At 43.6% G+C, this 25,495-nt stretch carries 22 protein-coding genes and 4 pseudogenes (1 of these 26 only partly in view); 12 read left to right on the forward strand and 14 right to left on the reverse strand.

The window, feature by feature from the left end:
- Positions 1-953, reverse strand: partial view of a tyrosine--tRNA ligase gene (gene tyrS / locus TAO_RS07255; protein WP_096527279.1) — the 5' portion only. Its footprint begins 256 nt before the window's first position; only the first 953 of its 1,209 coding nucleotides appear in the window; it begins with the start codon at positions 951-953; the stop codon falls past the left edge of the window.
- A 190-nt stretch (positions 954-1,143) separates the two neighbouring features.
- On the opposite strand from tyrS, the gene TAO_RS07260 reads away from it, so the two are divergent.
- Both TAO_RS07260 and TAO_RS07265 read left to right on the forward strand, forming a co-directional pair.
- Positions 1,144-2,535, forward strand: a complete 1,392-nt coding sequence (locus TAO_RS07260) for an OapA family protein (RefSeq protein ID WP_096527280.1) — start codon at positions 1,144-1,146, stop codon at positions 2,533-2,535.
- A gap of 9 nt (positions 2,536-2,544) precedes the next feature.
- Positions 2,545-3,681 carry an anhydro-N-acetylmuramic acid kinase gene (locus TAO_RS07265; RefSeq protein WP_096527281.1) on the forward strand — a complete coding sequence of 379 codons (1,137 nt, stop codon included), beginning with the start codon at positions 2,545-2,547 and terminating at the stop codon, positions 3,679-3,681.
- Here the strand turns inward: TAO_RS07265 and gcvPA are convergent.
- The 4 genes from gcvPA to glgC all read right to left on the reverse strand — a co-directional run bounded on the left by gcvPA (position 3,645) and on the right by glgC (position 8,418).
- On the reverse strand, positions 3,645-5,006 hold the full coding sequence (gene gcvPA / locus TAO_RS07270; RefSeq protein ID WP_096527282.1) for an aminomethyl-transferring glycine dehydrogenase subunit GcvPA: 1,362 nt from the start codon (positions 5,004-5,006) through the stop codon (positions 3,645-3,647). The two genes, TAO_RS07265 and gcvPA, sit on opposite strands and share 37 nt — an antisense overlap.
- A gap of 23 nt (positions 5,007-5,029) precedes the next feature.
- Positions 5,030-5,422, reverse strand: a complete 393-nt coding sequence (gene gcvH, locus TAO_RS07275) for a glycine cleavage system protein GcvH (RefSeq protein WP_096527283.1) — start codon at positions 5,420-5,422, stop codon at positions 5,030-5,032.
- Positions 5,423-5,445: 23 nt separating this feature from the next.
- On the reverse strand, positions 5,446-6,900 hold the full coding sequence (malQ, locus tag TAO_RS07280; protein ID WP_096527284.1) for a 4-alpha-glucanotransferase: 1,455 nt from the start codon (positions 6,898-6,900) through the stop codon (positions 5,446-5,448).
- A 240-nt stretch (positions 6,901-7,140) separates the two neighbouring features.
- On the reverse strand, positions 7,141-8,418 hold the full coding sequence (gene glgC, locus TAO_RS07285) for a glucose-1-phosphate adenylyltransferase (protein ID WP_096527285.1): 1,278 nt from the start codon (positions 8,416-8,418) through the stop codon (positions 7,141-7,143).
- A 100-nt stretch (positions 8,419-8,518) separates the two neighbouring features.
- On the opposite strand from glgC, the gene glgB reads away from it, so the two are divergent.
- On the forward strand, positions 8,519-10,714 hold the full coding sequence (gene glgB, locus TAO_RS07290; RefSeq protein ID WP_096527286.1) for a 1,4-alpha-glucan branching protein GlgB: 2,196 nt from the start codon (positions 8,519-8,521) through the stop codon (positions 10,712-10,714).
- 12 nt (positions 10,715-10,726) lie between these two features.
- Here glgB and pgi read toward each other — a convergent pair whose 3' ends face one another.
- The 5 genes from pgi to ndk are packed head-to-tail and all read right to left on the reverse strand — an operon-like array spanning position 10,727 to position 16,031.
- Positions 10,727-12,376, reverse strand: a complete 1,650-nt coding sequence (gene pgi / locus TAO_RS07295) for a glucose-6-phosphate isomerase (protein ID WP_231910665.1) — start codon at positions 12,374-12,376, stop codon at positions 10,727-10,729.
- Entirely contained in the window at positions 12,376-13,659 is a 1,284-nt protein-coding gene (gene hisS / locus TAO_RS07300; RefSeq protein ID WP_172419111.1) for a histidine--tRNA ligase, read from the reverse strand. The genes pgi and hisS overlap by 1 nt, the downstream gene beginning before the upstream one ends.
- Before the next feature lie 45 nt (positions 13,660-13,704).
- The gene (pilW, locus tag TAO_RS07305) at positions 13,705-14,463 is read right to left on the reverse strand and encodes a type IV pilus biogenesis/stability protein PilW (RefSeq protein WP_231910619.1); all 759 of its coding nucleotides are present in this window, start codon (positions 14,461-14,463) and stop codon (positions 13,705-13,707) included.
- Positions 14,464-14,468: 5 nt separating this feature from the next.
- Positions 14,469-15,581, reverse strand: a complete 1,113-nt coding sequence (gene rlmN, locus TAO_RS07310) for a 23S rRNA (adenine(2503)-C(2))-methyltransferase RlmN (RefSeq protein WP_096527290.1) — start codon at positions 15,579-15,581, stop codon at positions 14,469-14,471.
- An 18-nt stretch (positions 15,582-15,599) separates the two neighbouring features.
- On the reverse strand, positions 15,600-16,031 hold the full coding sequence (gene ndk, locus TAO_RS07315; RefSeq protein ID WP_096527291.1) for a nucleoside-diphosphate kinase: 432 nt from the start codon (positions 16,029-16,031) through the stop codon (positions 15,600-15,602).
- Positions 16,032-16,525: 494 nt separating this feature from the next.
- On the opposite strand from ndk, the gene TAO_RS07320 reads away from it, so the two are divergent.
- The 6 genes and pseudogenes from TAO_RS07320 to TAO_RS07340 all read left to right on the forward strand — a co-directional run.
- Positions 16,526-16,861: a hypothetical protein gene (locus TAO_RS07320; RefSeq protein ID WP_231910620.1), complete on the forward strand. Its 336-nt coding sequence runs from the start codon at positions 16,526-16,528 to the stop codon at positions 16,859-16,861.
- 18 nt (positions 16,862-16,879) lie between these two features.
- Positions 16,880-17,032: pseudogene (locus TAO_RS09965) on the forward strand (N-6 DNA methylase); the annotation flags it as partial.
- Positions 17,033-17,098: 66 nt separating this feature from the next.
- Positions 17,099-17,296, forward strand: coding sequence for a restriction endonuclease subunit S (locus TAO_RS07325; RefSeq protein ID WP_145955152.1), 198 nt, complete (start codon positions 17,099-17,101; stop codon positions 17,294-17,296).
- Positions 17,293-17,568, forward strand: coding sequence for a transposase (locus TAO_RS09970; RefSeq protein WP_231910621.1), 276 nt, complete (start codon positions 17,293-17,295; stop codon positions 17,566-17,568). Before TAO_RS07325 ends, TAO_RS09970 begins: the two co-directional genes overlap by 4 nt.
- A 282-nt stretch (positions 17,569-17,850) precedes the next feature.
- Positions 17,851-18,090: a type I restriction endonuclease gene (locus tag TAO_RS07335; protein WP_172419083.1), complete on the forward strand. Its 240-nt coding sequence runs from the start codon at positions 17,851-17,853 to the stop codon at positions 18,088-18,090.
- A 13-nt stretch (positions 18,091-18,103) separates the two neighbouring features.
- Positions 18,104-18,908, forward strand: a pseudogene (locus TAO_RS07340) (type I restriction enzyme subunit R domain-containing protein); the annotation flags it as partial.
- A gap of 230 nt (positions 18,909-19,138) precedes the next feature.
- On the opposite strand, the gene TAO_RS07345 reads toward TAO_RS07340, so the two are convergent.
- Positions 19,139-19,576 (reverse strand): DUF29 domain-containing protein, encoded by a 438-nt coding sequence (locus TAO_RS07345; protein WP_096527294.1) that lies wholly within the window; start codon positions 19,574-19,576, stop codon positions 19,139-19,141.
- A gap of 852 nt (positions 19,577-20,428) precedes the next feature.
- On the opposite strand from TAO_RS07345, the pseudogene TAO_RS10165 reads away from it, so the two are divergent.
- From TAO_RS10165 to TAO_RS07365, 3 genes and pseudogenes are all read left to right on the forward strand, one after another.
- Positions 20,429-20,827, forward strand: a pseudogene (locus TAO_RS10165) (DNA-directed RNA polymerase); the annotation flags it as partial.
- Between the two features lie 205 nt (positions 20,828-21,032).
- A complete protein-coding gene (locus tag TAO_RS07355; protein ID WP_145955153.1) occupies positions 21,033-21,401 on the forward strand; it encodes a hypothetical protein in 369 nt (122 codons plus the stop codon).
- A gap of 419 nt (positions 21,402-21,820) precedes the next feature.
- Positions 21,821-22,027, forward strand: a pseudogene (locus TAO_RS07365) (type I restriction enzyme endonuclease domain-containing protein); the annotation flags it as partial.
- 305 nt (positions 22,028-22,332) lie between these two features.
- Here TAO_RS07365 and TAO_RS10100 read toward each other — a convergent pair.
- From TAO_RS10100 to TAO_RS07380, 3 genes are read right to left on the reverse strand one after another with little or no spacing between them, the layout of a single operon-like run.
- Positions 22,333-22,458 (reverse strand): hypothetical protein, encoded by a 126-nt coding sequence (locus tag TAO_RS10100; RefSeq protein ID WP_269459390.1) that lies wholly within the window; start codon positions 22,456-22,458, stop codon positions 22,333-22,335.
- Positions 22,459-22,506: 48 nt separating this feature from the next.
- A complete protein-coding gene (locus TAO_RS07375) occupies positions 22,507-24,291 on the reverse strand; it encodes an ATP-binding protein (protein WP_096527299.1) in 1,785 nt (594 codons plus the stop codon).
- Between the two features lie 7 nt (positions 24,292-24,298).
- Positions 24,299-25,375 (reverse strand): SIR2 family protein, encoded by a 1,077-nt coding sequence (locus TAO_RS07380; protein WP_096527300.1) that lies wholly within the window; start codon positions 25,373-25,375, stop codon positions 24,299-24,301.
- Positions 25,376-25,495: the final 120 nt, after the last annotated feature.

The following is a 25,495-nucleotide window of genomic DNA, read 5'->3' on the forward strand; positions in this document are numbered from 1 at the left end:
CGAAATTGGCTAATAAAACTCTCATGAGCCTGCTTAGCTGCACTATAACCATGGAATCGAGCAGTAATTTCCTCTGCAAGTTTTATCTTGATATCACGAGGATTTGCTCCCTGATCAACCTCCCTCTTCCAGCGAGTAATCTCGATCATTGGCTGAAAGCTTAATAACTCAAGGTAACGCCACATTAACCCATCAGAAATAGACATGAGCTTACCAAAAATTTCTCTAGGTGAATCATTAATACCTATATAGTTCCCAAGGGATTTAGACATCTTCTGCACCCCATCAAGTCCTTCCAGAATTGGGGTAGTAATGATTATCTGGGGTTCCTGACCATAGATCTTCTGCAAATCACGTCCTACTAGCAGATTAAATTTTTGATCTGTACCCCCTAGCTCTATATCCGCATTCAATTCTACCGAGTCATAACCCTGTAGTAAGGGATAAATAAACTCATGGATAGCAATAGGCTGTCCATTTTGATAGCGTTTACAAAAATCATCCCGCTCAAGCATACGCGCTATTGTATAACTCGATGATAACCGCACTAAGTCAGCGGCTGTCATCTTATTCATCCAGTTAGAGTTAAAAACTATTAAGGTTTTTTCAGGATCAAGTATTTTAAAGATTTGCTCTTTATAGGAACGGGCATTTTCCAGTACCTCTGCACGGCTAAGAGACTGGCGTGTCGTACCTTTTCCAGTAGGATCTCCTATCATCCCAGTAAAATCACCAATTAAAAACACGGCTTTATGGCCAAGTTTCTGAAATTGGTGTAGCTTATTAAGTAATATAGTATGGCCTAAGTGCAGATCAGGAGCTGTAGGATCAAAACCTGCTTTGATACATAAAGGCCTATCTTGCTGTAGCTTTAATTGTAACTCCTCTTCAGGCAAGATCTCTTCAGTCCCCCGCCGAATCTCATCAAGAACATGCTGCTGCGGTAATGGCATACCTCCTCCGCGCTCATTAAATTAATTTAAAACATTAAATTCTAACAATAATCTACTACTCTTTAAGAGTAAGTAGATAGTTTTCTGAATAATTTCCTTATTCAGAGTATTTACCCTATTGACCTGATAGTATTAACAATTTAGGGTTTATATAACTCTAATTAACGAGTATGTACCCATAGGATCTAGAATGACTGATCAGAATTATTGTTATCACATTCAGGAAACAGAAAGTAAAAAAATCTACCCATGCAAAAAACGTCGATTTAAAAAAAATTATATACCCTGGATAATCATCTTAGGTTGTATTAGCGCCTTAAGCACGCCAATTGGTCTAGCTTTATACGAACGAGAGTTACAATCTGATCCGCCTATTTTAAAACCTACGTCCTTCTACCAAACGCCCATATCATCAACTACTAAAAATTTGGTAGAATCTATAAAACCTCAAAAAACCATAGAAGCTCCCCTTATCTGGCAAGATATTATCATTAAAAAAGGAGACACCCTTTCTTATATTTTCTCACAAATAGGCCTAAGCTCTGATCAAGTTAACGCAGTCATGTCTTTAGGGAAGCTAGTGCGCCCATTAGCGCATCTTCAGCTAAATCAGCTACTTCAAATTGCTATTAAAGAGAATATAAATAACCAGCGGCAGCTGGCCGCTTTACGCCTTAATTTCAGCCCCATTAATTATCTAGAAATCCGCGCTAAAAATGATAGCTTTCTAGCTAAGCAAATCACCCGAGAGACTGAGACCCGCAATAAAATTATTACCGGGGTTATTAAGAACTCTCTTTTTAAAGACGGCACTCAAGCTGAGCTTACTAGCGCGCAAGTTATGCGCTTAACTCATATTTTTAGCTGGAGTATTGATCTTGCCCTAGATTTAAGACCCGGAGATACGTTTAAAGTACTCTTTGAAGAATATTACCTTCAAGGAACAAAAGTAAAAAATGGCTCCATTTTAGCTGCTGAATTTACCAGTCGCAATAAAATATATCGCGCTATTCGCTACACTAAGCCAAATGGTATTACGGACTACTATACCCCTGAAGGATTAAATATACGTAAGGCTTTTTTACGCGCACCTGTCAGCTACTCTCGAATTAGCTCTCATTTTAATCTAGGGCGTAAACATCCTATTCTTAACCAAGTCCGCCCTCACAGAGGGGTAGATTATGCAGCTCCCGCTGGAACTCCGATTAAAGCTGCAGGTGCTGGTAAGGTAACATTTATAGGCCGTAAAGGCGGGTATGGCAATGTCATCGTATTGCAGCATGGTATAATCTACAGTACCCTTTATGCGCATCTATCCCGATTCAAACACAGACTAAAAGTAAACGCCAAGATTAAGCAAGGGGAAATTATTGGCTATGTAGGCCAGACAGGCCTTGCCACAGGACCTCATTTACACTATGAATTCATGATTAATCACATCCACCATGATCCACTAACAGTAAAGCTACCACAAGCTAATCCAATCCCTAGACTACTTAAACAAGATTTTCAGAAAACCGCCGCTAGATTAGTCGCAAAACTAGATACAACTAGCACGACTACCGTTGTCTTCAACCAATAACCTAACCTTATGCTACAGCAGCGTTATTATATCGGCTTACTCTCTGGCACTAGCATGGATGCCATAGATGCTGCGTTAGTAGAATTAGACCCATTTCAAATTTTAGCCACCTATACTGCTCCTCTACCTCCAGCATTACGACAACAACTTTCTACCCTAATAGAAAGTTCTAAAATTTCTCTTAAAGATCTAGGATCTTTAGATACTTACCTTAGCCGTCTTTTTGCAGAGGCTGTTCTTATGGTGCTGGCTGAAGCAAAAATCTCAGCAGCTGAAGTCCGAGCTATAGGAAGCCATGGTCAAACAATTTATCATTGGGCTCAAGAGCCTTACCCTTTTACTTTGCAGCTAGCAGATCCCAATATTATTGCAGAGATGACGGGCATTACTACCGTTGCAGATTTCCGTCGCCGTGATCTGGCAGCAGGAGGGCAGGGAGCGCCTTTAACTCCTGCTTTTCATGCCGCTTTTCTGAGAAACCCCAGCCATAACCAAGCAGTACTGAACATTGGAGGCATAGCTAATATCAGTTTTTTACCCGCTGATTCTAAAAAGCAAATACAAGGCTTTGATACCGGTCCAGGAAATACACTCATGGACAATTGGGCACTCCGCTACTTAAACGAGCCTATGGATCAAGGCGGTCACTGGGCAGCATCAGGAAAAGTTAATGAAACATTACTACAATATCTACTAAGCGATCCTTATTTCTCTCTTCCACCTCCAAAAAGCACAGGTCGAGAATACTTTAACATGACTTGGTTGGATCAAGCGCTTAATAAAATAGACATAATAATCCCTCCGGTAGATATCCAAGCAACTTTATCCGCCCTTACAGTGGCTAGTGTTAAACTCGCAATGGAGCATTTCAACTTCCAAGCAGAAAAACTTTTGATCTGTGGAGGTGGCGCCAGCAATGAAACTTTAATGCGCCACTTACAAGAACAGTTAACACCTTGCGAGGTCACCACTACTGAAGCATATGGAATTCCTACCAGATGGGTTGAAGCTTGCACGTTTGCTTGGCTTGCAAAACAAACGTTAGAAGGCTGCCCAGGGAATATACCAGCAGTTACTGGGGCTAAACATCCCGTAATCTTGGGTGCTATTTATCCTGCTAATACATTTGCTAATTCCTGCGTATAAAGATCAATCTCTTCCTCAGTACGTAGCTCAGTGGCACATACTAATAAAGTATTATCACCCAATTCTGGGTAGTCATGGCTTAGTTTTACTCCAGCTAAAATTCCTCGTTGTCCTAAGGATGATAATATTTTTAATCCGCTTATGGGAAAATGTAGAACCGCTTCATGAAAAAACGGTTTCTCAAATATGGGCTTTACTCCAGGAATAGCGGTAAGCCGTTTTACTAAAGCTACCGTGTTAGCATGGCAGGTAGCAGCAACTCGAGCTAAACCTTGGGCTCCTAATAGCGCCATATACAAAGTTGCTGCAGTTACCATTAAACCTTGATTAGTGCAAATATTCGAAGTGGCCTTAGAGCGACGAATATGCTGCTCTCTAGCCTGTAACGTTAGTGTATATCCCGGCTTATTTTCCAAATCTACCGTACGGCCAGCAATCCTCCCCGGCATCTGACGAATATGAGATTGTTTACAAGCCATAAACCCAAAATAAGGACCTCCACTAGCTAATGGTATACCTAAAGGCTGACCCTCGCCGCATACAATATCAACCCCTGATTCCCCCCATTTACCAGGCGGCTTCAGCAAAGCTAGCGAAGTTGGATTAACCACTCCAATAACAAACCCTCCTCGGGTATGAGCCCAATTAGTTAGAGCATCCACATCTTCTAGGCAACCAAAATAATTAGGCTGAGGAATAACTAAAACTGCAAAATCCTCCTTTATAGCCTCTAAGTATTCAGATTTTATAGAACCAGTTACCCTATCATAGGGAATTTCTCGCAAAGAGATCTTCTGATTCTCAACCAAGGTTGATACCACCTTACGATAGATAGGATGAATCGTAGTCGGTAACAAAACTGTGGGCGACTTACCTTGGCGGCTTAGACGAACAGCCATCAATACCGACTCACCTAAAGCAGAAGCACCATCATAGATAGAGGCATTACTTACCTCCATTCCTGTCAATGCTGTCATCATGCTTTGATATTCATAAATAACTTGTAGCGTACCTTGACTAGCCTCCGCTTGATAAGGCGTGTAAGCGCTATAGTATTCACCTCGCGAAACAATCTCCCAGATAGCCGCCGGAATATGATGTTGGTAGGCTCCACCACCGGCAAAACAAATAAGCGAATTATTCTGAGCTGCCCGCTTTTTCAGTAACCGCGTCGCCTCTATTTCATTAAGACCTGAAGGTATAGAGTCGAGTGTAGTTGTTCTCAGATTAGCGGGGATTTCATCAAAAAGTGCTTCAATACTTCCTACGCCTATGCTGGAGAGCATTGAACGAACATCCTCATCAGTATGGGGAATAAATGGCATGAAATATCTCTCCTATAATGCCTTTAGGTCTCAGCAGTAATCATCTTGGCATAACTCTCAGCATCCAGTAATCGATCTAGATCCGTAGCATCATGAGGATGTACCTTAAAAAGCCAACCATCACCATAGGGATCCTGATTAATGAGTTCTGGCTGATCTATCAGTAATGAATTTGCTTCAACAATTTCCCCCTCTACTGGGCCATACACATCAGAGGCTGCCTTTACCGACTCAATCACCATGCATTCTACACCCGCATGGATAATAGTACCCGCTGCCGGTGGCTCAACATAAACTAAATCACCTAATAACCCCTGAGCATGAGCAGTAATACCTACAGTCAGATTCCCATCTTCTTCTTGTCGAACCCATTCATGGCTTTTGCTATATTTTAATGTTACAGGAATTTCACTCATTGGCCCTTCCTTAATATTTTATATTATTGCAATCGATTATAATTCTTAAGCAAATGGTATATCCGCGCTGGCAAGTCTTGCTCTATTTGTGACCAATTAAAACACCAGCGCCAATTACCCTTAGCCGTACCCGGTATATTCATCCGTCCTTCGCTACCTAATGCCAAAATATCTTGCAGCGGTACTACTGCATACCTAGCTACTGATTTAAAGGCGCATTCAATTAGAGCCCATGGCATAGACATAGTTGGAAACCCTAAGCTCTCATAAACGTAATGACGCTTTTCATCAGGCAGACTGTCAAACCAACCCAAGGTAGTATCATTATCATGAGTACCCGTATAAACAATACAATTTTCTACATGATGACTAGGAAGATAAGGATTATCAATACCCCCCTCAAAAGCAAATTGTAGAATCTTCATTCCAGGAAAATGAAATTGATCTCGTAATGCTTTTACCTCTGGGGTGATGATACCTAAATCTTCAGCAACTATCGGTAAAGCACCATAACAAACTTCCAAAGCATGGAATAAAGCCGCACCTGGAGCTTTCACCCAACGTCCATCAGCGGCTATTTCACTGCTAGCAGGAATCTCCCAATAAGATTCAAAGCCTCGAAAATGATCAAGGCGAACCATATCACATAGCTTTAATGTAGTACCTATTCGTTTTACCCACCACTGAAATTTATCAGCCACTATACGATCCCAGCGATACAAAGGATTCCCCCAGCGTTGACCGGTAGCTGAAAAATAATCGGGAGGTACTCCAGCCACTGTTATTAATTGACCATTTTCATCCAAAGTAAAATATGCGGGTTGAATCCAAGCATCAGCACTATCATGGGCAACAAAAATAGGCATATCACCCAATATTAAAATCCCATGCTTATTTGCATAATCTTTTAGATTTAACCATTGTTGAAAAAAAATAAACTGCTCAAAGCAGTTTTTTTCAACCAATATTCTAAGCCTTTTAGCCGCAGACTTAAGAGCTTGTGGTTCTCGTTTTCGAAAATTTGGCGACCATTTAAACCAAGGGGACTCATTTTGAGATTCTCTTAGCGCTTGGAATAAAGCATAATCCTTCAACCAAAACTGATCACGGCAAAAAGCTGCAAACCGCTCTCGATCCTCCTTACTAGCATAGGCAGTAAAATAGCGATAAGCTTGATTTAGCACCCATTTACGATTGCTAAGATCAATACTACTAGCTGGGCTAATAAACCAAGGTTCATCAACCAGCGCCTGTAAAGAAATTAAATTCGGATTGCCTGCATGGGCTGATAAACATTGATACGGAGATAAATCTTTGAGAACAGGACCCAGTGGAAGAATTTGCCAAATGGTGATACCCGCTTCCACTAAAAAATCCACAAAGCGGTACGCATCTAACCCCAAATCTCTATTGGGTAAAGAAGTTATATGCAGCAAAACTCCTGCACACCGCTGTTGAGTAAATTGAGTCTTCACCATGTCAGTACCCTCCTTTACGAGCTACACACACCCTAGAGGGCTAGTATCTGGCGAGAGACCAAGCTTTTTACCTATAGGAACTTAGCTATTTAGCTTATCTAAGCTTTTAATAAATAAAGCCTACAAGCCAGAAAACTGTCGTATCCATATAATAATAGAAATATAAATACTTGGCTAAAAAGATCTAGATATTTAATGTTAAGCAAAAATATCAATCAATATTAAAATAGGTAATTATCCTTAGCGAATATAACGGTATTTTTGCCCAAGCATCTCGGGAGTCACTAAAACGATACCTTCCTCTTCCGTAACATGAAAACGTTTTTTATCCTCTCCCAAATCTTCACCAATAATCATACCATCTGGTATCACACAACCTTTATCCAAGATAGCGCCTTTAATATAACAATGTTTGCCTATGACTACATTCGGCAACACTATACTATCAACCATCTCAGTATAAGAATGTACCCGCACATCAGAGAATAATAATGAATGACGTACTCCAGCGCCAGAAATGATACATCCTCCAGAAACCATAGAATCTACTGCCATTCCACGCCGATCTTCGTTATCAAAAATAAACTTTGCTGGAGGTAATTGGCCTGGCTGATAAGTCCATATCGGCCAATCATCATCATAGAGATTTAATTCCGGATTAACATCGATAAGCTCAATATTTGTCTTCCAGAAAGCGTCTACCGTCCCTACATCACGCCAATAACCTGGATCTCCACCTTGGGCATCTCTAAAAGGGAAAGCTATCGCACGGTAGTTTTTACGTAAGATAGAGGGGATAATATCCTTACCAAAATCATGGGAGGTATTAGAAATATCTGCGTTTTTAATCAGTTGCTCGTAGAGAAAATCTGCATTAAAAACATAAATACCCATAGAAGCTAGTGTTTCATTCACTCGACCTGGCGAGGGTTGAGGCTGATCTGGCTTTTCATTAAATGCTGTTACCCGAAAATCCTCATCCACACTCATCACACCAAAGGCTTTAGCCTCCTTAAGCGGCACATGAATGCAGCCTACTGTTAGATCGGCTTCGCATTCTACATGGTAGGCCAGCATATCTCCATAGTCCATCTTATAGACATGATCGCCGGCTAGGATAAGTACATATTTTGGCCGATGAGATCGAATAATATCCAAATTCTGGTAGACGGCATCAGCAGTACCCGCATACCAAGCATCTTCTATCCGCTGTGAAGCTGGCAGTAGCTCCACAAACTCTCCAAGATGACCCCGCATAAACCCCCAGCCCTGCTGGATATGACGAATTAATGAATGGGCTTTATACTGAGTGAGCACCCCAATTCGACGAACACCGGAATTAACACAATTAGAAAGGGGAAAATCAATAATACGAAACTTACCCCCGATAGGTACTGCTGGCTTAGCCCGCCAAGCCGTTAATTGCTTTAACCGGGAACCTCGCCCTCCAGCTAATACTAGTGCCAAAGTATCATGAGTAAGACGGCTAACAAAACGTTCACTATAGTTTTTCACCATAACTAAAAGAGAGCCTCAGCCTAATGTAACCCTAGCTATTAAATTTTGATTATATAATACTAAATTATTTATGACCTTAACACATTAATTAAGCGCCATCATGACTGATTTTAATCCACCTATTATATCCCCACTCTCAGAGGCAATCGAGAAGATTATAAAAGGCTATCATTCTGATCCTTTTAAGGTTCTTGGGTGCCATCCCGATGGGAAAAATGTCCTAGTACGAGCTTATCTCCCTCACGCTACTAAAGCTTGGATTAGATCTGAGTTTAAACAAGCAATGATACACTCGTCAGAGATAGGTCTATTCGAGTGGCATGGAAGCGCTAGAGAACTGTCCTTGCCCTATCAAATTTTATGGGAAGATGAGAATGGAACTATCTATTGCGAATACGATCCCTATTGCTTCCCTCCGCAGCTATCTGATTATGATGTTCATCTGTTTGGCGAAGGTAAACATTGGCATACCTACCGCATACTCGGCTCCCACCCTACCACTATAAACGGAATTAACGGGGTTTTATTTGCCGTTTGGGCGCCTGATGCTGAACGAGTCAGCATCGTGGGGAATTTTAACCGCTGGGATGGGCGTCGCCACCCCATGCGACTTCGAGGAACAACCGGAATCTGGGAATTATTTATCCCCGGATTGAAGCACGGAATTTTATATAAATATGAAATTCGCAGCCGCCACTATGGAACAATCCACCTTAAATCTGATCCTTATGCTCAACGTTTTGAACTACGGCCTAATACAGCCTCTATTGTAGAAGCCAAAAGCAATTACTCATGGCAAGATACAACATGGATGAATCAGCGTAAACAATATGATTGGCTTCATCAACCCATTTCAATATATGAGGTTCATCTAGGATCTTGGCGGCGGGATGAAAATGGTAGCTTTCTTAATTATAAGCAATTAGCTCAACAGCTAGTTGAGTATGTACTAGATATGGGATTTACTCATATTCAGCTGCTACCGATCACCGAGCACCCTTTAGATGCTTCTTGGGGTTATCAAACAATTGGTTATTTTGCTCCAACAAGCCGATTTGGTACTCCTGATGAGTTTCGTTATTTTGTTGATTATTGCCATCTCCATAGCATTGGGATACTGATCGATTGGGTACCAGGTCATTTTCCTAAAGATGCCCATGGTTTAGCACGATTTGACGGCACTGCGCTCTACGAACACGAAGATCCTCGCCTAGGAGAGCATCGAGATTGGGGAACCCTTATTTTTAATTATGGGCGACATGAGGTAAGAAGCTTCCTACTTTCTTCTGCTTTTTATTGGCTTGAAGAGTTTCATATCGATGGGTTACGGGTAGATGCGGTAGCCTCAATGCTATATCTAGACTACTCTCGACGAGAAGGGGACTGGATTCCAAATAAATATGGCGGTCGAGAAAATCTTGAAGCTATCGATTTTCTTCGAGAGATGAATACAGTACTCCATGAACAACACCCTGGCGCCTTAATTATTGCTGAGGAATCCACTTCATGGCCCATGGTCTCACGCCCAACTTATCTGGGGGGGCTAGGGTTTTCTATAAAATGGAATATGGGTTGGATGAACGACACGCTAGTTTATATGAGTAGAGATCCGATCCATCGTGGTTACCATCATAACGACCTTACCTTTGGCTTATTATATGCTTTTCATGAAAATTTTATACTTCCTCTATCTCACGATGAGGTCGTCCATGGTAAAAAATCCTTGCTCTATCGAATGCCTGGAGATGAATGGCAACGATTTGCTAATCTTCGCCTCCTGTATACGATGATGTTTACTTACCCAGGTAAAAAACTGCTATTCATGGGTAGTGAATTTGGGCAAGGTGAAGAATGGAGTGAATCCCGATCCCTTGACTGGTACACCCTAGCTTACCCCTTCCACCAAGGAATACAGCTTGCAGTTAAAGATCTTAATCAGCTCTATCGCACTCAACTCCCATTGCATCGCTACGACTTTGATGGCGAGGGGTTTCAGTGGATTGATTGCCATGACTCTACCCAATCAATCCTGAGCTATTTGCGCTTAAATAATGAAGATTTTGTAGTGATCGTCCTAAATTTTACTCCTCAGCCCCGCCTTAACTATCGCCTCGGCGTACCTAAAGCGGGGATCTATTCAGAGCTGTTTAATTCCGATTCCATCTACTACGGAGGCAGTAACATGGGCAATAACCCTAATATTCCAACAGAAGATATTAGCTGGATGGGTCGACCTTACTCTATCAGTATTACCGTGCCTCCCCTTGCTGGAATCATATTGCAGTTTAGATCTTAAATCAGGGATCTTTTAGGTATTCCTTGTACGCTTATAATAATTAATTAGCCCATTAGTAGAGGAATCGTGGCTCTTAACCTCGCCCTTGGCATGTAGCTCCGGCAAAATTGCTTTAGCGAGCTGCTTGCCTAGCTCTACTCCCCACTGATCAAATGAGTTAATATTCCAGATAATCCCCTGAGTAAATACCCTATGTGCATAAAAAGCAATCAATGCCCCCAAAGTTTGGGGAGTAACCTTATGGAAAAGTAAAGAATTGCTAGGATGATTACCTTTAAATACTTTATGAGGGATAAGCGGCTCTATTCTCTCTTGATCAAAATGAGCCGCCTCTAACTCAGATCTTACCTCAGCCGGGGTTTTCCCCTTCATCAAGGACTCAGTCTGAGCAAAGAAATTCGATAACAGTATCTGATGATGCTCCCCAAGAGGATTATGGGTTTCAATAGGCGCAAGGAAATCTCCTACTATCAAAGGAGTCCCTTGATGCAATAACTGGTAAAAAGCATGCTGTCCGTTAGTACCTGGTTCTCCCCAGATCACATCGCCAGTCGCATAATTCACAAACTCCCCGTTGCGAGTTACGCTCTTCCCATTGCTTTCCATCATCTGCTGCTGTAAGTAAGCAGGCAATCGCCACAAGTACTGATCATAGGGCAAAATAGCATGGCTTCGAACACCTAGAAAGTTAATATTCCAGACATCCAACATACCTGCAATGACAGGCATATTCTGCTCAAAGGGAGCCTCTCGAAAATGCTCATCCATAGTGTGAGCACCTTCTAGCATCTCTTCAAAATTATCCATGCCGATATAAAGCGCTATGGATAATCCTATGGCACTCCACAGAGAGTAGCGGCCACCTACCCAATCCCAGAATTCAAACATATTGCGAGAATCAATGCCAAACTTTTCCACTTCAGCCTTATTGGTTGAAACAGCAACAAAATGTTTAGCCACCGCTTTTTCATCAAGCGCTACGCGAAGAAGCCATTCCCGAGCGCTACGGGCATTAGTGAGGGTTTCATGAGTAGTGAAAGTTTTTGAGGAAACAATAAATAAGGTAGTTTCAGGCCGAATAGCCTTTAAAGTCTCAGCTAATTGAGTACCGTCAATATTAGAAACAAAATGAGCCTGAATACCACACTTAGCGTAGGGACGTAGCGCTTCGGTAGCCATGACTGGGCCTAAATCAGAGCCTCCAATCCCAATATTGACTATATCCTTAATAGGCTCACCGTTAAATCCTCGCCATTGATGGCTATGAACCGAGTCACAAAACTTCCGCATCTGCTTTAAAACAGCATTCACCTGAGGCATGACATCCTCACCGTCTACCATAATAGGGCGGTTAGAACGGTTACGTAAGGCAATGTGTAACACTGGCCGATTCTCGGTGATATTGATACGCTCACCAGCAAACATACGTTCAATCCATTGCTTAAGCCCACACTCACGAGCTAATTCAAACAGCAGGCTTAAGGTTTCCTCTGTAATCCGATTCTTAGAATAATCAAAAAGAATATCCTTAAACGTTAAGGAAAATTTATCAAACCTTTTCGCATCAGCTGCGAATAAATCTCGCATATGCTGTTCTTTTGTAGCTTCATAATGCCTAGAAAGTAAGGACCAAGAACGGGTATGTGTTAGGGAAGATTTCATCATTCAACTCTATCCTTAATTTGCTGGTTGATATAGGCAGGTAGCTCGCTCTGAAGTATAGATTGCTGAGGTTGCTCGCTGCGTAAATCTTTTACCCCTACGGTGTTCTGGGCGATCTCATCGTCGCCGAGAATAAGCGCCCAGCGAGCACCACTACGATCAGCTCGTTTTAATTGGGCTTTAAAATTTCCGCCACCATAGTTTATTTGTAATCGAATGCTAGGGATAGCCTCCCGCAGATGTTCGGCAAATAACAGTGCCTGATGTTTTGCTAGTAATCCAACGGCTACTAAATAAGCATCTACTCTCGCTATTTCTCTTAAGAGATTCTGCTCACCCAGCAATGCAATTAAACGTTCTATACCCATGGCAAAACCCGCTGCTGGGGTAGATGGACCGCCTAGCTGCTCTACTAAACCATCGTAGCGCCCACCAGCACAGACAGTACCTTGAGATCCTAGTTGATCAGTCACCCATTCAAAAACGGTCTGGGTATAATAATCTAAGCCACGCACTAATCGGGGATTAATCTCATAGTGAATGCCTATCCTATCAAGTAGATCCCGTAGCGCCTTAAAATGATTGAGCGAATCATTGTCTAGGTAATCTAAGATTTGAGGCGCTTGTTCAATAATTTCTTGCATTGCCGGATTTTTACTATCCAAAATTCGCATTGGATTACTATAAAGCCGACGACGGCTATCTTCGTCCAGATAATTTTGGTGTCCGGTAAAAAAATTTATAAGATGTTCTCGATAGGTAGCACGAGATTCAGGGGATCCTAAAGAATTAAGCTGCAATCGTAAACCCGTTAACCCAAGCTGCTGCCAAAAACGCGCCGTCATTAAAATATGCTCAGCATCCACATCAGGCCCTTCAGAACCTAAAGCCTCTACACCCAACTGATAAAACTGACGGTAACGACCTTTTTGAGGTCGTTCATAGCGAAACATGACCCCATAGTACCAAAGCCGCTGTATACCCTGCATAAGCAGGCTATGCTGCAAACTTGAGCGAACACAACTGGCTGTACCCTCTGGCCTTAAGGTTAAGCTCTCTCCATTACGATCCGAGAAGGTATACATCTCCTTCTCAATAATATCGGTGGTTTCACCAATAGAGTGTTGAAATAATGCTGTTGACTCTAGTAATGGCAGGCGAATTTCCTGATAACCATAACGGGCCAATATCCTATGTAGCGTACTCTCCACCTTCTGCCAATAAGGAGTTTGATCTGGAAGAATATCATTCATCCCCCGGATAGCTTGTATCTTTTTCACTATGCTTAAATCTTTTTATTTAAAAATAACAATATTATTTCCTCTATGCTAGCCATCCTTATCCCCATACTCTATCCACCGTAACAACTGAGCTTCACTAGAAGCTGGGAACTGTTGTTTTAATAGCAATGCATAGCGAGCGGCATCTTCTTCATGATTTAACTTGCGTTCTACTCTAACACTCAACCATAAAGATCGGGCAGTAGGTCGTGCAACTATCTGGTGGCGCTGTAAATATTTTTGCGCATTTTGGTAGCGATCTTGTTTGAAACTTATCTCAGCTAGATGATACAAAGATTCGGCGAGATTCGGTTCAAGCTGCAGTGCTTTACGATAATACGTTTCTGCTTTTTCATCATCACCACTTTTCTGAGCGGCTGATCCTGCATTCTCATAAGCTAATGCCGGAGTACTATAAAAAGGATTTTTAATAGCCTCTAAGAAATGATTCTCTGCCTCTTGATAACGTCCTTGCTCATAAAGAAAAACGCCATAATTATTCTGGGCTTCAGAATTTGTTGAATCGAGCTTTATGGCTCGATGAAATTCTTTCTCCGCTTCTTTATTCTGCCCTAAACGCTGTCTAAGTAAAGCTAAGGCATTATAGGCACTTGGCAGGTTTGGATCTTCCTCTATCGCACGCTCTAGTTTTTTAAGCGCTTGTTCTAAATTCCCTTGCTTAAGATACTCTACCCCTAACTGAGTATTAATCTTTGCTGCCCTTTGCATATCAGGGGAAATTGAAGCACAACCTAAGAGATTAGCTAAAATAGTAGCTAATACTCCTATAATTGCAGGCTGCTTCAACCCTATCATGCTGATAAAGTCTGTGAATTTGCCAAACTTTGATAGCGTAAGGCTCGATGAGTTCGATCTTGAACTCGACCCGCCAGTTGACCACAAGCCGCAGCAATATCATCGCCCCGAGTTTTACGAGTCACCGTCATCACTCCCTTTTGTAACAACCTCTCCCTAAACTGATTAATAGTATCAATGCTAGAGCAACGGTAAATAGTATTAGGAAAAGGATTAAAAGGTATCAGATTAACCTTGGCTGGCAGATCTTGTAATAGTCGCGCCAGTAGCTGAGCATGCTGCAAAGAATCATTAATCCCCTCAAGCATGACATATTCAAAAGTCACAGCACGCCGCTTATCTCCACTCACATAGCGCCGACACGCAGCCAACAGCGCCCGTAGAGGATATTTTTTATTCAAGGGGACAAGCTCATCACGAAGATCATCTGTAGGAGCATGAAGGGAAACTGCAAGATTCACTGGGCACTCTGCACGTAATCGATCCATTGCTGGCACCATACCCGCTGTACTCAAAGTCACCCGCCGCCAAGATAACCCATAAGCAAAATCATCCAGCATCAGATTCATAGCCGCAACGACATGATTAAAATTAGCAAGCGGCTCTCCCATTCCCATCATCACTACATTAGTGATGATCCGTTCCCCTTTTGGATCTCGCCCCAAGGCATTATTTGCTAACCACACTTGACCAATGATTTCAGAGACTTGCAAATTTCGACTAAACCCTTGCTTTCCTGTAGCGCAAAAAGAGCAATTTAAAACACATCCCACTTGAGAAGAAACACACAGCGTGCCTCGACCCTCTTCAGGAATAAAAACTGTTTCAATACAGTTACCATCAAATAAACGTAATAACCATTTATAAGTCCCATCAGCCGAGAGATATCCATGCTCTATCACTGGAAGCGTAATGGTGGCTATCTCAGCCAATTGATCCCGCAAAGACTTACTCAGATCGGTCATCACCCCAAAATCAGTTACAAACCGTTGATGAATCCAAGTAAGTACCTGACGCGCACGAAAAGCTTTCTCATTAAGATCAGAGAAAAAACCTTCTAACCTAACCTTATCTAAGTCCAGTAAATTTATCTTGGAATCATCAACCATAACATTCAACCTTAGGTTTTAGCCTGCACAAGAACAAATCTCTTCAGACTTAAAGAAAAAAGCAATCTCAGACTTAGCCGTCTCTGGCCCATCAGATCCATGAACAGCGTTCGCGTCTATATTCTCAGCAAAATCAGCGCGAATGGTTCCCGCAGCGGCTTCTTTTGGGTTGGTTGCACCCATAAGATCTCGGTTTTTGATAATCGCATTCTCACCTTCTATCACCTGAACCATTATCGGTCCGGAAATCATAAACTTAACTAAATCATGATAAAAAGGCCGATCTTTATGAACAGCATAAAATTTCTGTGCCTGCGCCTCAGTCAAGTGCAGCATTCGAGCTGCCACAATTCGTAAACCCGCCTTCTCAAAACGCGTATAGATTTCCCCAATTACATTTTTAGCTACAGCATCAGGTTTAATGATGGAAAGTGTGCGCTCAATCGCCATTTACATTACGCTCCTTAATTTATTCAAAGATAAACAAACGATACTATTTTTTTAGTGAATCTTTATACCCTAAATAGCGCTGGATATATAAAAACCAAAATTTAATACTAAAAAATAATCATGCTCTAAAAATACTGCTATATTCTATATATCAATATTATTATCAATCTTTAATAATTCTTTATAACTAGGTAAACAGAAATAAAACCATCATTAGCCAAAGAGTATTTATCTCATCCCAGTTCTCAAATGATTCTAGTGCTTTTTTAAGGCGAATCCTTAGTCGAGCCCAGCTTAATGAGCTTTACCTGATCAAGCAGATAACTCGACATAGAGTTTACTACACCTTTCTATATGTATTATATTAACTTTTTACAATTAGCTGTGGAGCAAAGCAATGTATAAATCCCTTTTCTTTAATCCCTTTTCTTATATTATTTGCCGGTACAAGCGTAAATGCGGCAGTTAACACAGAGTTTCACCAAGGCGAGGTTTTGCTTCATTGCGAACGCCCTTCTGAAGTAGGAAATTATCCAGAAGATGTATTTAATAAAATATTTCCAGAGATTACCAAGCGGCTTCAAGCCTATGCAAACGAGGGAAAGATAGCGAGAGCCCACTATATGGGTAAGCTTGGGCAAGGGTTATTTATCGTCGTCCAAGGGAAAAATAAACAAGATGCTATGGCCAATGCCGATCGCATCCGGCAGGAAAATTTGATCACCATATATGAAGGCACAAAGGATTCTAAAATAGGCCCCCAGCCTGACTATTGCGAAATGTTTAGCATCGGCCCAGTAGCAGTTCTCCCTCAAAACCCCTCTAAATAGGGCTTTCCTGTAAGCGTAATACATACGCCGTGGTACTGGTCAGGTCTTAGCCGTTATCGAACAAGGCTAAGACCTGACGCTCAACGAGGAAACGACAGATCCCGCTACGAATACTTCCTCAGCCAGTTTGCCGGTGCCGAAGGCAAGCACGGCGGCGAATTCTACACCCACCGCTCCGTATTGCATTCAGAAGGATCGACCATTCCTTACGCGAAATGGAAGAACTCGTTCGAGAAGATGCCTGTCATTCTTCCGCCTGAGGAAATGCAGATTCGATTCGGCGATGCTGTGTCGCCGATTATTGAAAATGCAAATGCCAACATTGAAGCCACCGCCGCCCTCACCCAACTGTGCGACACACTGTTGCCCAAATTGATCTCCGGCAATCTGCGGGTGGCTAATGCCGAAGCCTTCCTCAAGGAACGGAGTCTATGACCTTTAACCCCGCCATCCATCGTCGTCGAACGATTCGACTGCAAAGCTACGATTACTCTCAGGCTGGCGCCTATTTTGTGACTACCTGCACGCAGAACCGTGAATGCCTATTTGGAGAGGAGGTGGCGGATGGGAAAATGCAGTTGAATAATGCCGAGCGTATGGTGGAGGCAGCATGGCGAGATTTGCCGCATCATTACGCGTATGTGAGATTAGATTCTTTTGTTATCATGCCTAACCATGTCCATGGTGTAATTTTCATTACCCGATAGGGGCGGGAAACCTGCCCCTACAAAACATCACGAGCTGCCGGAAATCGTGCGCGCATTCAAAACGTTCTCTTCGCATTGTATCAATGAATTACGCAACACACCCAGCACATCCGTTTGGCAACGCAATTATTACGAGCACATCATTCGCAATGACGGCGCTTTAAATCAAATTCGCAAATACATCATCAACAATCCTTTACAATGGGCGTTAGATCGCGAAAATCCGGTTAATGTCAGGGTAAGACAAGCCTCGCTCCAACAAATATCATGGGAGGGCGCGTAATGGCGTTTCTATCCGAATCGGAAGTAGGGCAAGCGCTGCTGGAGCAGCTACGCAGTCTGGGTTATGCCACTACCAGCGATGAATTGATTAACCCCGATAGCCAGCAACCGGAACGTGAGCGCTACGAGCGCTACGATGAGATGATTCTCAAAAAACGCTTCACTGAAGCCGTGGCGCGTTTGAACCCAAGTTTGCCGCTTGAGGCTCAACAAGATGCCATTCGTCGCGTAATACAATGAGACTGCCAAGCCACTAACCACGCGTAGCAATGTGGTGGTAATCGCCGATGAAGCTCATCGCAGCCAGTATAGTTTCAAAGCTAAAATGGACGGGAAAACTGGCAGCATTTCCTACGGCTTTGCCAAGTACCTACGGGATGCCTTGCCCAACGCCTCTTTTATCGGCTTTACCAGCACACCCATTGAAGCCGATGACGTGAATATCCTAGCGGTATTTGGCAATTACATCGATATCTACGATATTAGCCGCGGAGTTGAAGATGGCGCAACAGTGCCTATCTACTATGAGTCGCGACTGGCTCGCATTGAGCTGGATGAGGACGAAAAACCAAAGATCGATGCCGAGGTAAATAAACTCACTGAAGAGGATTCGGAAGCCAATCAGGAACATTTTAAGAAAAAATGGGCAACGGTTGAATCTTTGGTGGGCAGTGACAAGCGCCTAGCATTGGTGGCCAAAGATATGCTCACTCACTTTGAGGATCGCCTAGCAGCGCTAGATGGCAAGGCAATGGTGGTGTGTATGAGCCGTCGCATTTGCGTAAAGCTCTATGACGAAATCGTCAAGTTGCGCTCAGACTGGCATAGCGCCGATGACAACGCCGGCACGATCAAGATCGTGATGACGGGAGCCGCAGGAATGGCAACAGTATATCGGTAACAAGACGCGGCCGACCTACTGGCCAAGCGTGCCCGCAATCCGCAAGACCCACTCAAGCTGATGATTGTTCGGGATATGTAGCTCACCGGCTTCGATGTACCCATGCATGCACACCATGTATGTGGACAAGCCAATGCAAGGGCACAGCCTAATGCAAGACTAAAACATAATAATTAACTATTTTATATTACTTATATTTTATAAATAATGTAAAAAATACCCCCAGATATACCCCTAAATTATTTTTTGTTCCCTAGTTGTATTCAATAACCAATGTCCAGCAGTATACGTTGTTTAAATAACATTGTAACTACGCGTTAAGCCCTTTATCTTTTCGGTAATAGGTAAAGCCTCTTTATTTAAACCAAAAGAAAAATAAGCCCGATCTTAACCAGGGTAGAACCCCTCATCTAATACTTGCTCTATACGCCAACCGGTGCGCTCAAAATCTATTGGGAATAGTTCTTCAGCTAAGTTAGTTTCAATAGAAGCCTGCAATATCCCGTTCTCATAAGCTTCTATCACGGCCTCATTTAGCCTTGGCTTAAGGCTTGGGTTTTTCATAATTAACCGATGTATTCTAATCCGCTGGTCTTTAATAGTTGCCCTCCAGCTATTACTACGATGTTCAGGCTGATATTGCCATTTAAGTAGGTGAGCTATCAGCACGATCAATCTATTTTCTAGCTGTCCAATTTTATTGGTTCCCATATCTTCAATTTCTTCAATCAACGCCTCCATATCTACCTCACTAAATCGGCCTTGCTTAAGCAGCTCAGCGGTTTCCTGTGTCCAGCCATAAAAATCAGTTTCATAGGTACTCATGGGTTAATGCCTCATCATTCTACTTACTCAATCAGTTTAGCCCTGATCGGTAAAGGGTAGCTAATCATTTTATTTTTTTCCTTTTGTTTTTGTTCCATAGTCAATCAACAGCATAGTCCGTAATTCAGTTCTTACTAGTGAGCAGCTAGCTACCGTTGTTAGCAATAGCATTGTTAAGAACATCAAGAGAGTAGAGATACTAGCTATTACCATGGATACGGTACTAGATGCAGCAGGTGAAAAGGCACTAGATAGGACAGGTAAATTAGCTACAGACTACCTATAGGATTTTGAGGAATATGTATGGAACCATCGTATTGAACAAGCTAAAAAGTTTAGGAGGAACATGTTAATGATGCTGAGTATCTACAATCATTGGAAAAGCAGCTCAAGTTATCCATTAACATGTACCAACATTTCATCAAGGATATAGAAGAAAGCTTACGGAAGAAGCGTAAACCAACTAAGTAACTAACTTACTAATAATTAGGGAGTAGTAGCAATACTATCCCCTTTTTATTTTGAGAGCAGTAAGTAAAGTATTAGAGAGTAACTAGTCTATAGTTCTCTCTTCTCTAATCTCTCTTAGTCTAGTCCTTAGCTAATCTACTAACCTTAATAGCCAGTAGCCCTCTAGTACGAATAGCTAGTAGCTCTATAAATAGCTACTAGAAGCTCTTCAAGGCTTATTTTAATGTTTTAGGTACTAAATAACTCCCTTCATCATTATAGGGTTATCAATTTAAATTAAATTTAGGGGCTATAGAGAGATTAATTAGTTTATTAAGCTACTAGTTATAAGTCTTTCAATAGCTAATCTAGTTATCCTAATAGCTAGTACTCTATGTATGGCAAGATGCTACATTCTCCGGTTTACAAGTCCTCTCAGCAATACTAAGTGATGAGGTAGGTGCTCAATTCTCTAACCTGATTAATATAGGTAGGAGACAAGACTTCTACACTCAGTTTCCTGAGTACATGGAACAAGTTGGGTTTCCTATCGCTAACTATAGTACTTCTAGAAAAGCCATTAAGGAGCTAATCAATCCTATGATTTATTCTTCAGTAGCTACACCTCTAGATTACTGTAAGAACAATGAAGCTCACTTTGAATTAATCATGAATGCTTTCAAGACTGCTCTACCTAAAGTCTCTTTCTTCTTAGAGCTTATGAAAGGTTCTATCAAGTTTAGGAAAGCAGTAAGGCAATGGACTAGACCGGATGGATTTGTAGCTTCTAGCTTAGGCTAAAACCAAGGAACAAAAGAGATATACTCTCTTTGGTGAGCAAGTCACTGCTACACGTAATGTCATCTCTGGAGATATTTACTATAAAGGATTAGCTGCTAATTTTGCTCACTCTTACGATGCTTTTGTAGCAGCTAAAGTCATTAGGGCTGCTCATTTAGATAAATAAAAGTTACTAAGCCTGCTTAACAGTAAGTCAAGTAACCCAGTGGAAGACGAAGCTCTCTCTAAGTTAGTTTCACTAAGAGAGAGATTGGGGTGTTATTCCAATGCTATTCTAGGGATGCTCAATGCTCATAACATGCATCTTGTTCCTAGGGATGTACTAGAAACCCTTATCAATGATTTACCTGAAAAGACATTCTCAGTCTATCTGGTACATGATTGTTTTGGGACACATGCTAACTATTGTGAAGATATTAAAAAACTCTATTTAACTATCATGAATAGGCTATCCCATTCTAAAATCTATCGTTGTTTCTTAGAGGATGCTTGCGGGGATTTTCTTAATAATCCTAGTAGTGCTCGTGCTTCTAATCTAGATTTAGGGATTAGAATACTTACACTAAGTAAGTAACTCATTAGAAGCTCTGTGGAGTAACCTCCATGGGGCTTTTATTTTCTCTACGGATTTATTCAATAAAACTATAAATCCAAACACACTTAAGTAACTTATAAAAATTACTTAAGCAAAAACTCAATAACCTTACAAGGACATGACGGAATGAACGTAGTTAAACGAGATAACACTGAACAACCCTTTGTACTTAAATAAGTTAAAGAATTGGACGTTATGGGTACTTAAAGACATTACTACCATAGATGCTAGCAACATTGTCCGCAAGGTAACTAATAAACTAAAAGACAAGGAACAGATAGCTAGCAAAGAATTACAACAAGAATTGATTAACGCTTTACTTGATATACCTGAACCTGACTACGAGCATAACCTAGCAGCAGGTAGGTTGTATTCATCCCTTATCAGTAAAAACTCAACATGATCTCTTGATGAGTCTGCGTAAAAATGTGACGGTGGACTGGATACGCCGAGAACCGGCGCGAGCAAAAATGCGCATCATAGTCAAAGGCATCCTGCGCAAATACGGCTATCCGCCCGATTTGCAGGCTGCTGCCGTGCAGACCGTGCTACAGCAAGCTGAGGCATTATCATCGGAGTGGTCGATTACACATGGAAAGAATTAATTGATTGAGAAATCGAACCAAGATAAATGAGAGCAGAGAGGTACTGGAAAATAAAAACTAGCCAAGTATGGCTAGTTTTTTAGTAACTGGTGGCGGACGAACGCCGGTTCGGTCCCTATCACTTGAATATCAAGGCGGGCGTACGGCATGGATGGGCAGGTTGCTTCAAAGCACTGCTTCCAGCCCCTTGCGATCGATGATGTCCAGCAGCTTCTGCGACGGCCCGCTGGGACACTTGTCGCCCGCCTCCCATTTCCGGACGGTGGACGTGCTGGTGTTTAGCACGCTAGCCAGCACGGCCTGACTCAGATGCAGCCGCTCGCGTAATGCCTTGATCTTCGCGGAATCGTCTGCACCGGCTCCAGACAGAGCGCGTCATACTTCTGCATCTTGCGCTTGTTGAGGATTTGCAGGAGATCGGCTTCGTTCATATGAGCATCGCCTTCTACACAAAAGGCGGTATGGATACCCTATTTCTCCTAATCACGCGACTGACGGCGCATGTTTTCTACTGCGGCAACCAGATCGACTTCCGCCTTGGGTTTGGCCCAGCGTGCCCAGAACGGAATTGTCGCGCTGCGTGGCTCGTGCCTAGGCTTCGACATCTTGATTCGGGTTGGCAGCAAAGTGGCATCGCCCACCACAATGGCTTCGCCCACATCCAGCGTCGGCAGCACTTCCATCAACCCTTCAAGGCTTTCCGGCAAGAGCTGCTTCACCACCGATTGATCGGTCTTGTTAGCAAGACGTAAACTGATGATGTTGCTGCACTGGCTGAGAATGGTCGTGCTAACATCCGAGGGCCGCTGGCTGACCACCATCAGGCCAACGCCGTGTTTGCGTCCTTCCTTAGCGATGCGCTCGTAATTCTCCAAGGCGCGTTTCTCCGGCGGGCCGGTAGATGCCGCGCTGCTAGGCAGGTACAGGTGAGCCTCGTCGCAAACGATCACGACGGGGTGCCGTGCATCGCCATCTTCACCCGGGCTGCTCCAGAACTGAATCTGGTAGATCAACCGCCCGACCAAACCCACCACGACCGGCAGAATGTCGGAGGGCACCTCAGAGAAGTCGATGATCTTGATGCCGGGATTGATGCCGTCTTTGACGTTACCCGTGCCGAGCAGCTTGTTCGCCAGCACGTGCAATGCCTCGTAAGCCTCGTACTCTTCTGGCACCTGATACATGAACGCGTAGCGACAGTCGTCCATCTTGGTCTTCAGGCGAATAAGGAAGCGTGAGAGCTTGCCGTTCAGCGGACCTTTCTCGGTTTTAGGCTGGCCCTTTTTCGCGCCACTAGCGTATTCCTCGCCTGTAGGAATAAGCTCATCGTTCTTCTTGCCCAAAGATTCCACCAAGTCATTCAACTTATATGGCACCGGCGTATCGACCGTAAAGCCTTCAAGAAGCTCTGGCTTGCCAAGCACTTTGATAGCAGTGCGCTTCATCTCCACGACCGAATCCATCAATGCAAGCGCCTGATTAGGCGCGTTGTCACCCGAACGATCCACAAACACCGACTGCATTTCGTCGTAGGTCAGCAGCCAGAAAGGCAGGAAGATTGCGCCGTCGTTCTTGGCCTTGATGTCGCTGATGCCTGCGATGCGGTAATGTGAGGCGAACTTCATGCTTATATATTCGCCATGCAGGTCGAGCACAACGATGTTCGCATGAGGCAACTGCGCGGACTGCTCCAGAATGGAGGCCACAGTGAAGGATTTTCCCGACCCCGTGCTACCCAGCAACGCCACGTGCCTCTGGAAAAGCTTGTCTCCGTCGATATAGGCACTGGCCTTGCCGTCCAACGTGTAGGTTCCAACTTTGAGTGGAGCTACCGCATCGATCTTGGAAGACATACTCAAAATGCCCATGAAATCTTCGAGGGACTTTTCCTCAATGGGGAACACGGGTCGGTTGATTTCGGGCAGGATGAAAACGGCTCGCGTGAAGGTGTCCTTGCGCTGCCCATCACGGGCGCGATAGGTGCCGACCAGACTGATCGAGATGCCATTTTCCTCTTGAGGCACATCAGACAGATTGGGGATCACATCGCCATCTGAAAAAGTCGGCAGTTTGGCCGGGTAACGCCAAACGTGTTCGATGATGCCGATCAACCATTCGTCTCCCATCGACTGGATAGCGACCAAACGACTGACGCGGGCCTTTTGCAGGCGATGGCCGTCGATCACCCGCACGGCGATTCGTGAGGTTTCGACGCTGCGAACTTCGCCTAGGGATTGTTTTTCAGTGAAATTGAAAATACTCATCGTCGCCTCATTCCAAGAATTTTTTCAGAAAATCATCAAGCTGCCAGAACGGCTCCGGGGATTGCAGCTTTTTCCCTCTCCAGTGGGACTCCGCTCCGTCACCCGACTTGAACAAGGCGATTACATGCGGGTGGTCGCGGAGCAATTTCTCAATGTTCGGAGTCACATCGCGCGTCACGATGATGACGGGCATTCCTGCCTCTAAACGGCACTTGATGACACCCTGTAAATGGTCGTCATTGAACCCGAAGCCGATGCACAACAAGGCCTCCGCCTTCGCGAGCACATCGTTCATCTCGGCACGTATTGCATCAAACACCGTGTTGACCATTACATCCTGATATTTGGATGGGCTAGGCACGACAATAGCTCGCCTTGCGACAGAAACGTCGTTGAGAACTTCCAGTAGCCCCTCATCAGTTTCTAGCCAGCTGATCGAGCCATGCGGCTTGTACAGGCGCACGGTTTTGCAGAGACGATGATCGACCTGCTGCTGGCGTTTTTCAGGCGCCAGAACACGGTTGTATTGCGTCTGGAAGAGCGGACGGGGTCGCGGCTTGCGCCGACGAAATCCGGTAAACCCAGTGTCTAGTGGAAGTTCCGCCAGATCGCAAAAAAGCTCTAGCAACGTGTCGTAATTGGTCGTGATGACATGAACGCCTTCCGCATTTTGTGGCGAACCGTCGAGCAGTAGCTTCAAAAGGCGTGATGGCGCGTGTCCGCCTGCTACTATTCCACCAAGAATAATCGTTTCTGCGGCAATGATCCTCTCAAGAATCAGCTTCGCGGTTTCTTCGCGTATTGCTGATACGATCTCACCCCGTTCTGCCATGCTAAGCGGAATGCCATTCAGTCCCGCCTCTAGATTCGCCTTTACCGCTTCGACCGATTGCGCCCAAGCATTCTGCGCGCCATCAGTAGTCAAAACACCGGGGACAGCGGTGGCCAAGTGCTCGGTCAAGGCTCCCATGTTGGGCAGGCCATAGCCGCAGGAGAGGCCCGACCCAATGAGCAGCACCGGCGTTTTGCGGAAAACCTCTTGAATCTCCTTGAAGAAATCGTCTGGCAATTCAGCGGCTGTCATATCTCATATCTGCTCAGTCGCCTCCGGAAAACTCCCGCTCCAGTGTCGCGGGCAACAGCTCGACGTTGGCGGCGCGGATGGCGGTGTACTTGTCTTTAAGTGCGGTGACTTCGGCTTGCA

It is taken from the genome of Candidatus Nitrosoglobus terrae (genome assembly GCF_002356115.1).
Classification (GTDB): domain Bacteria; phylum Pseudomonadota; class Gammaproteobacteria; order Nitrosococcales; family Nitrosococcaceae; genus Nitrosoglobus; species Nitrosoglobus terrae.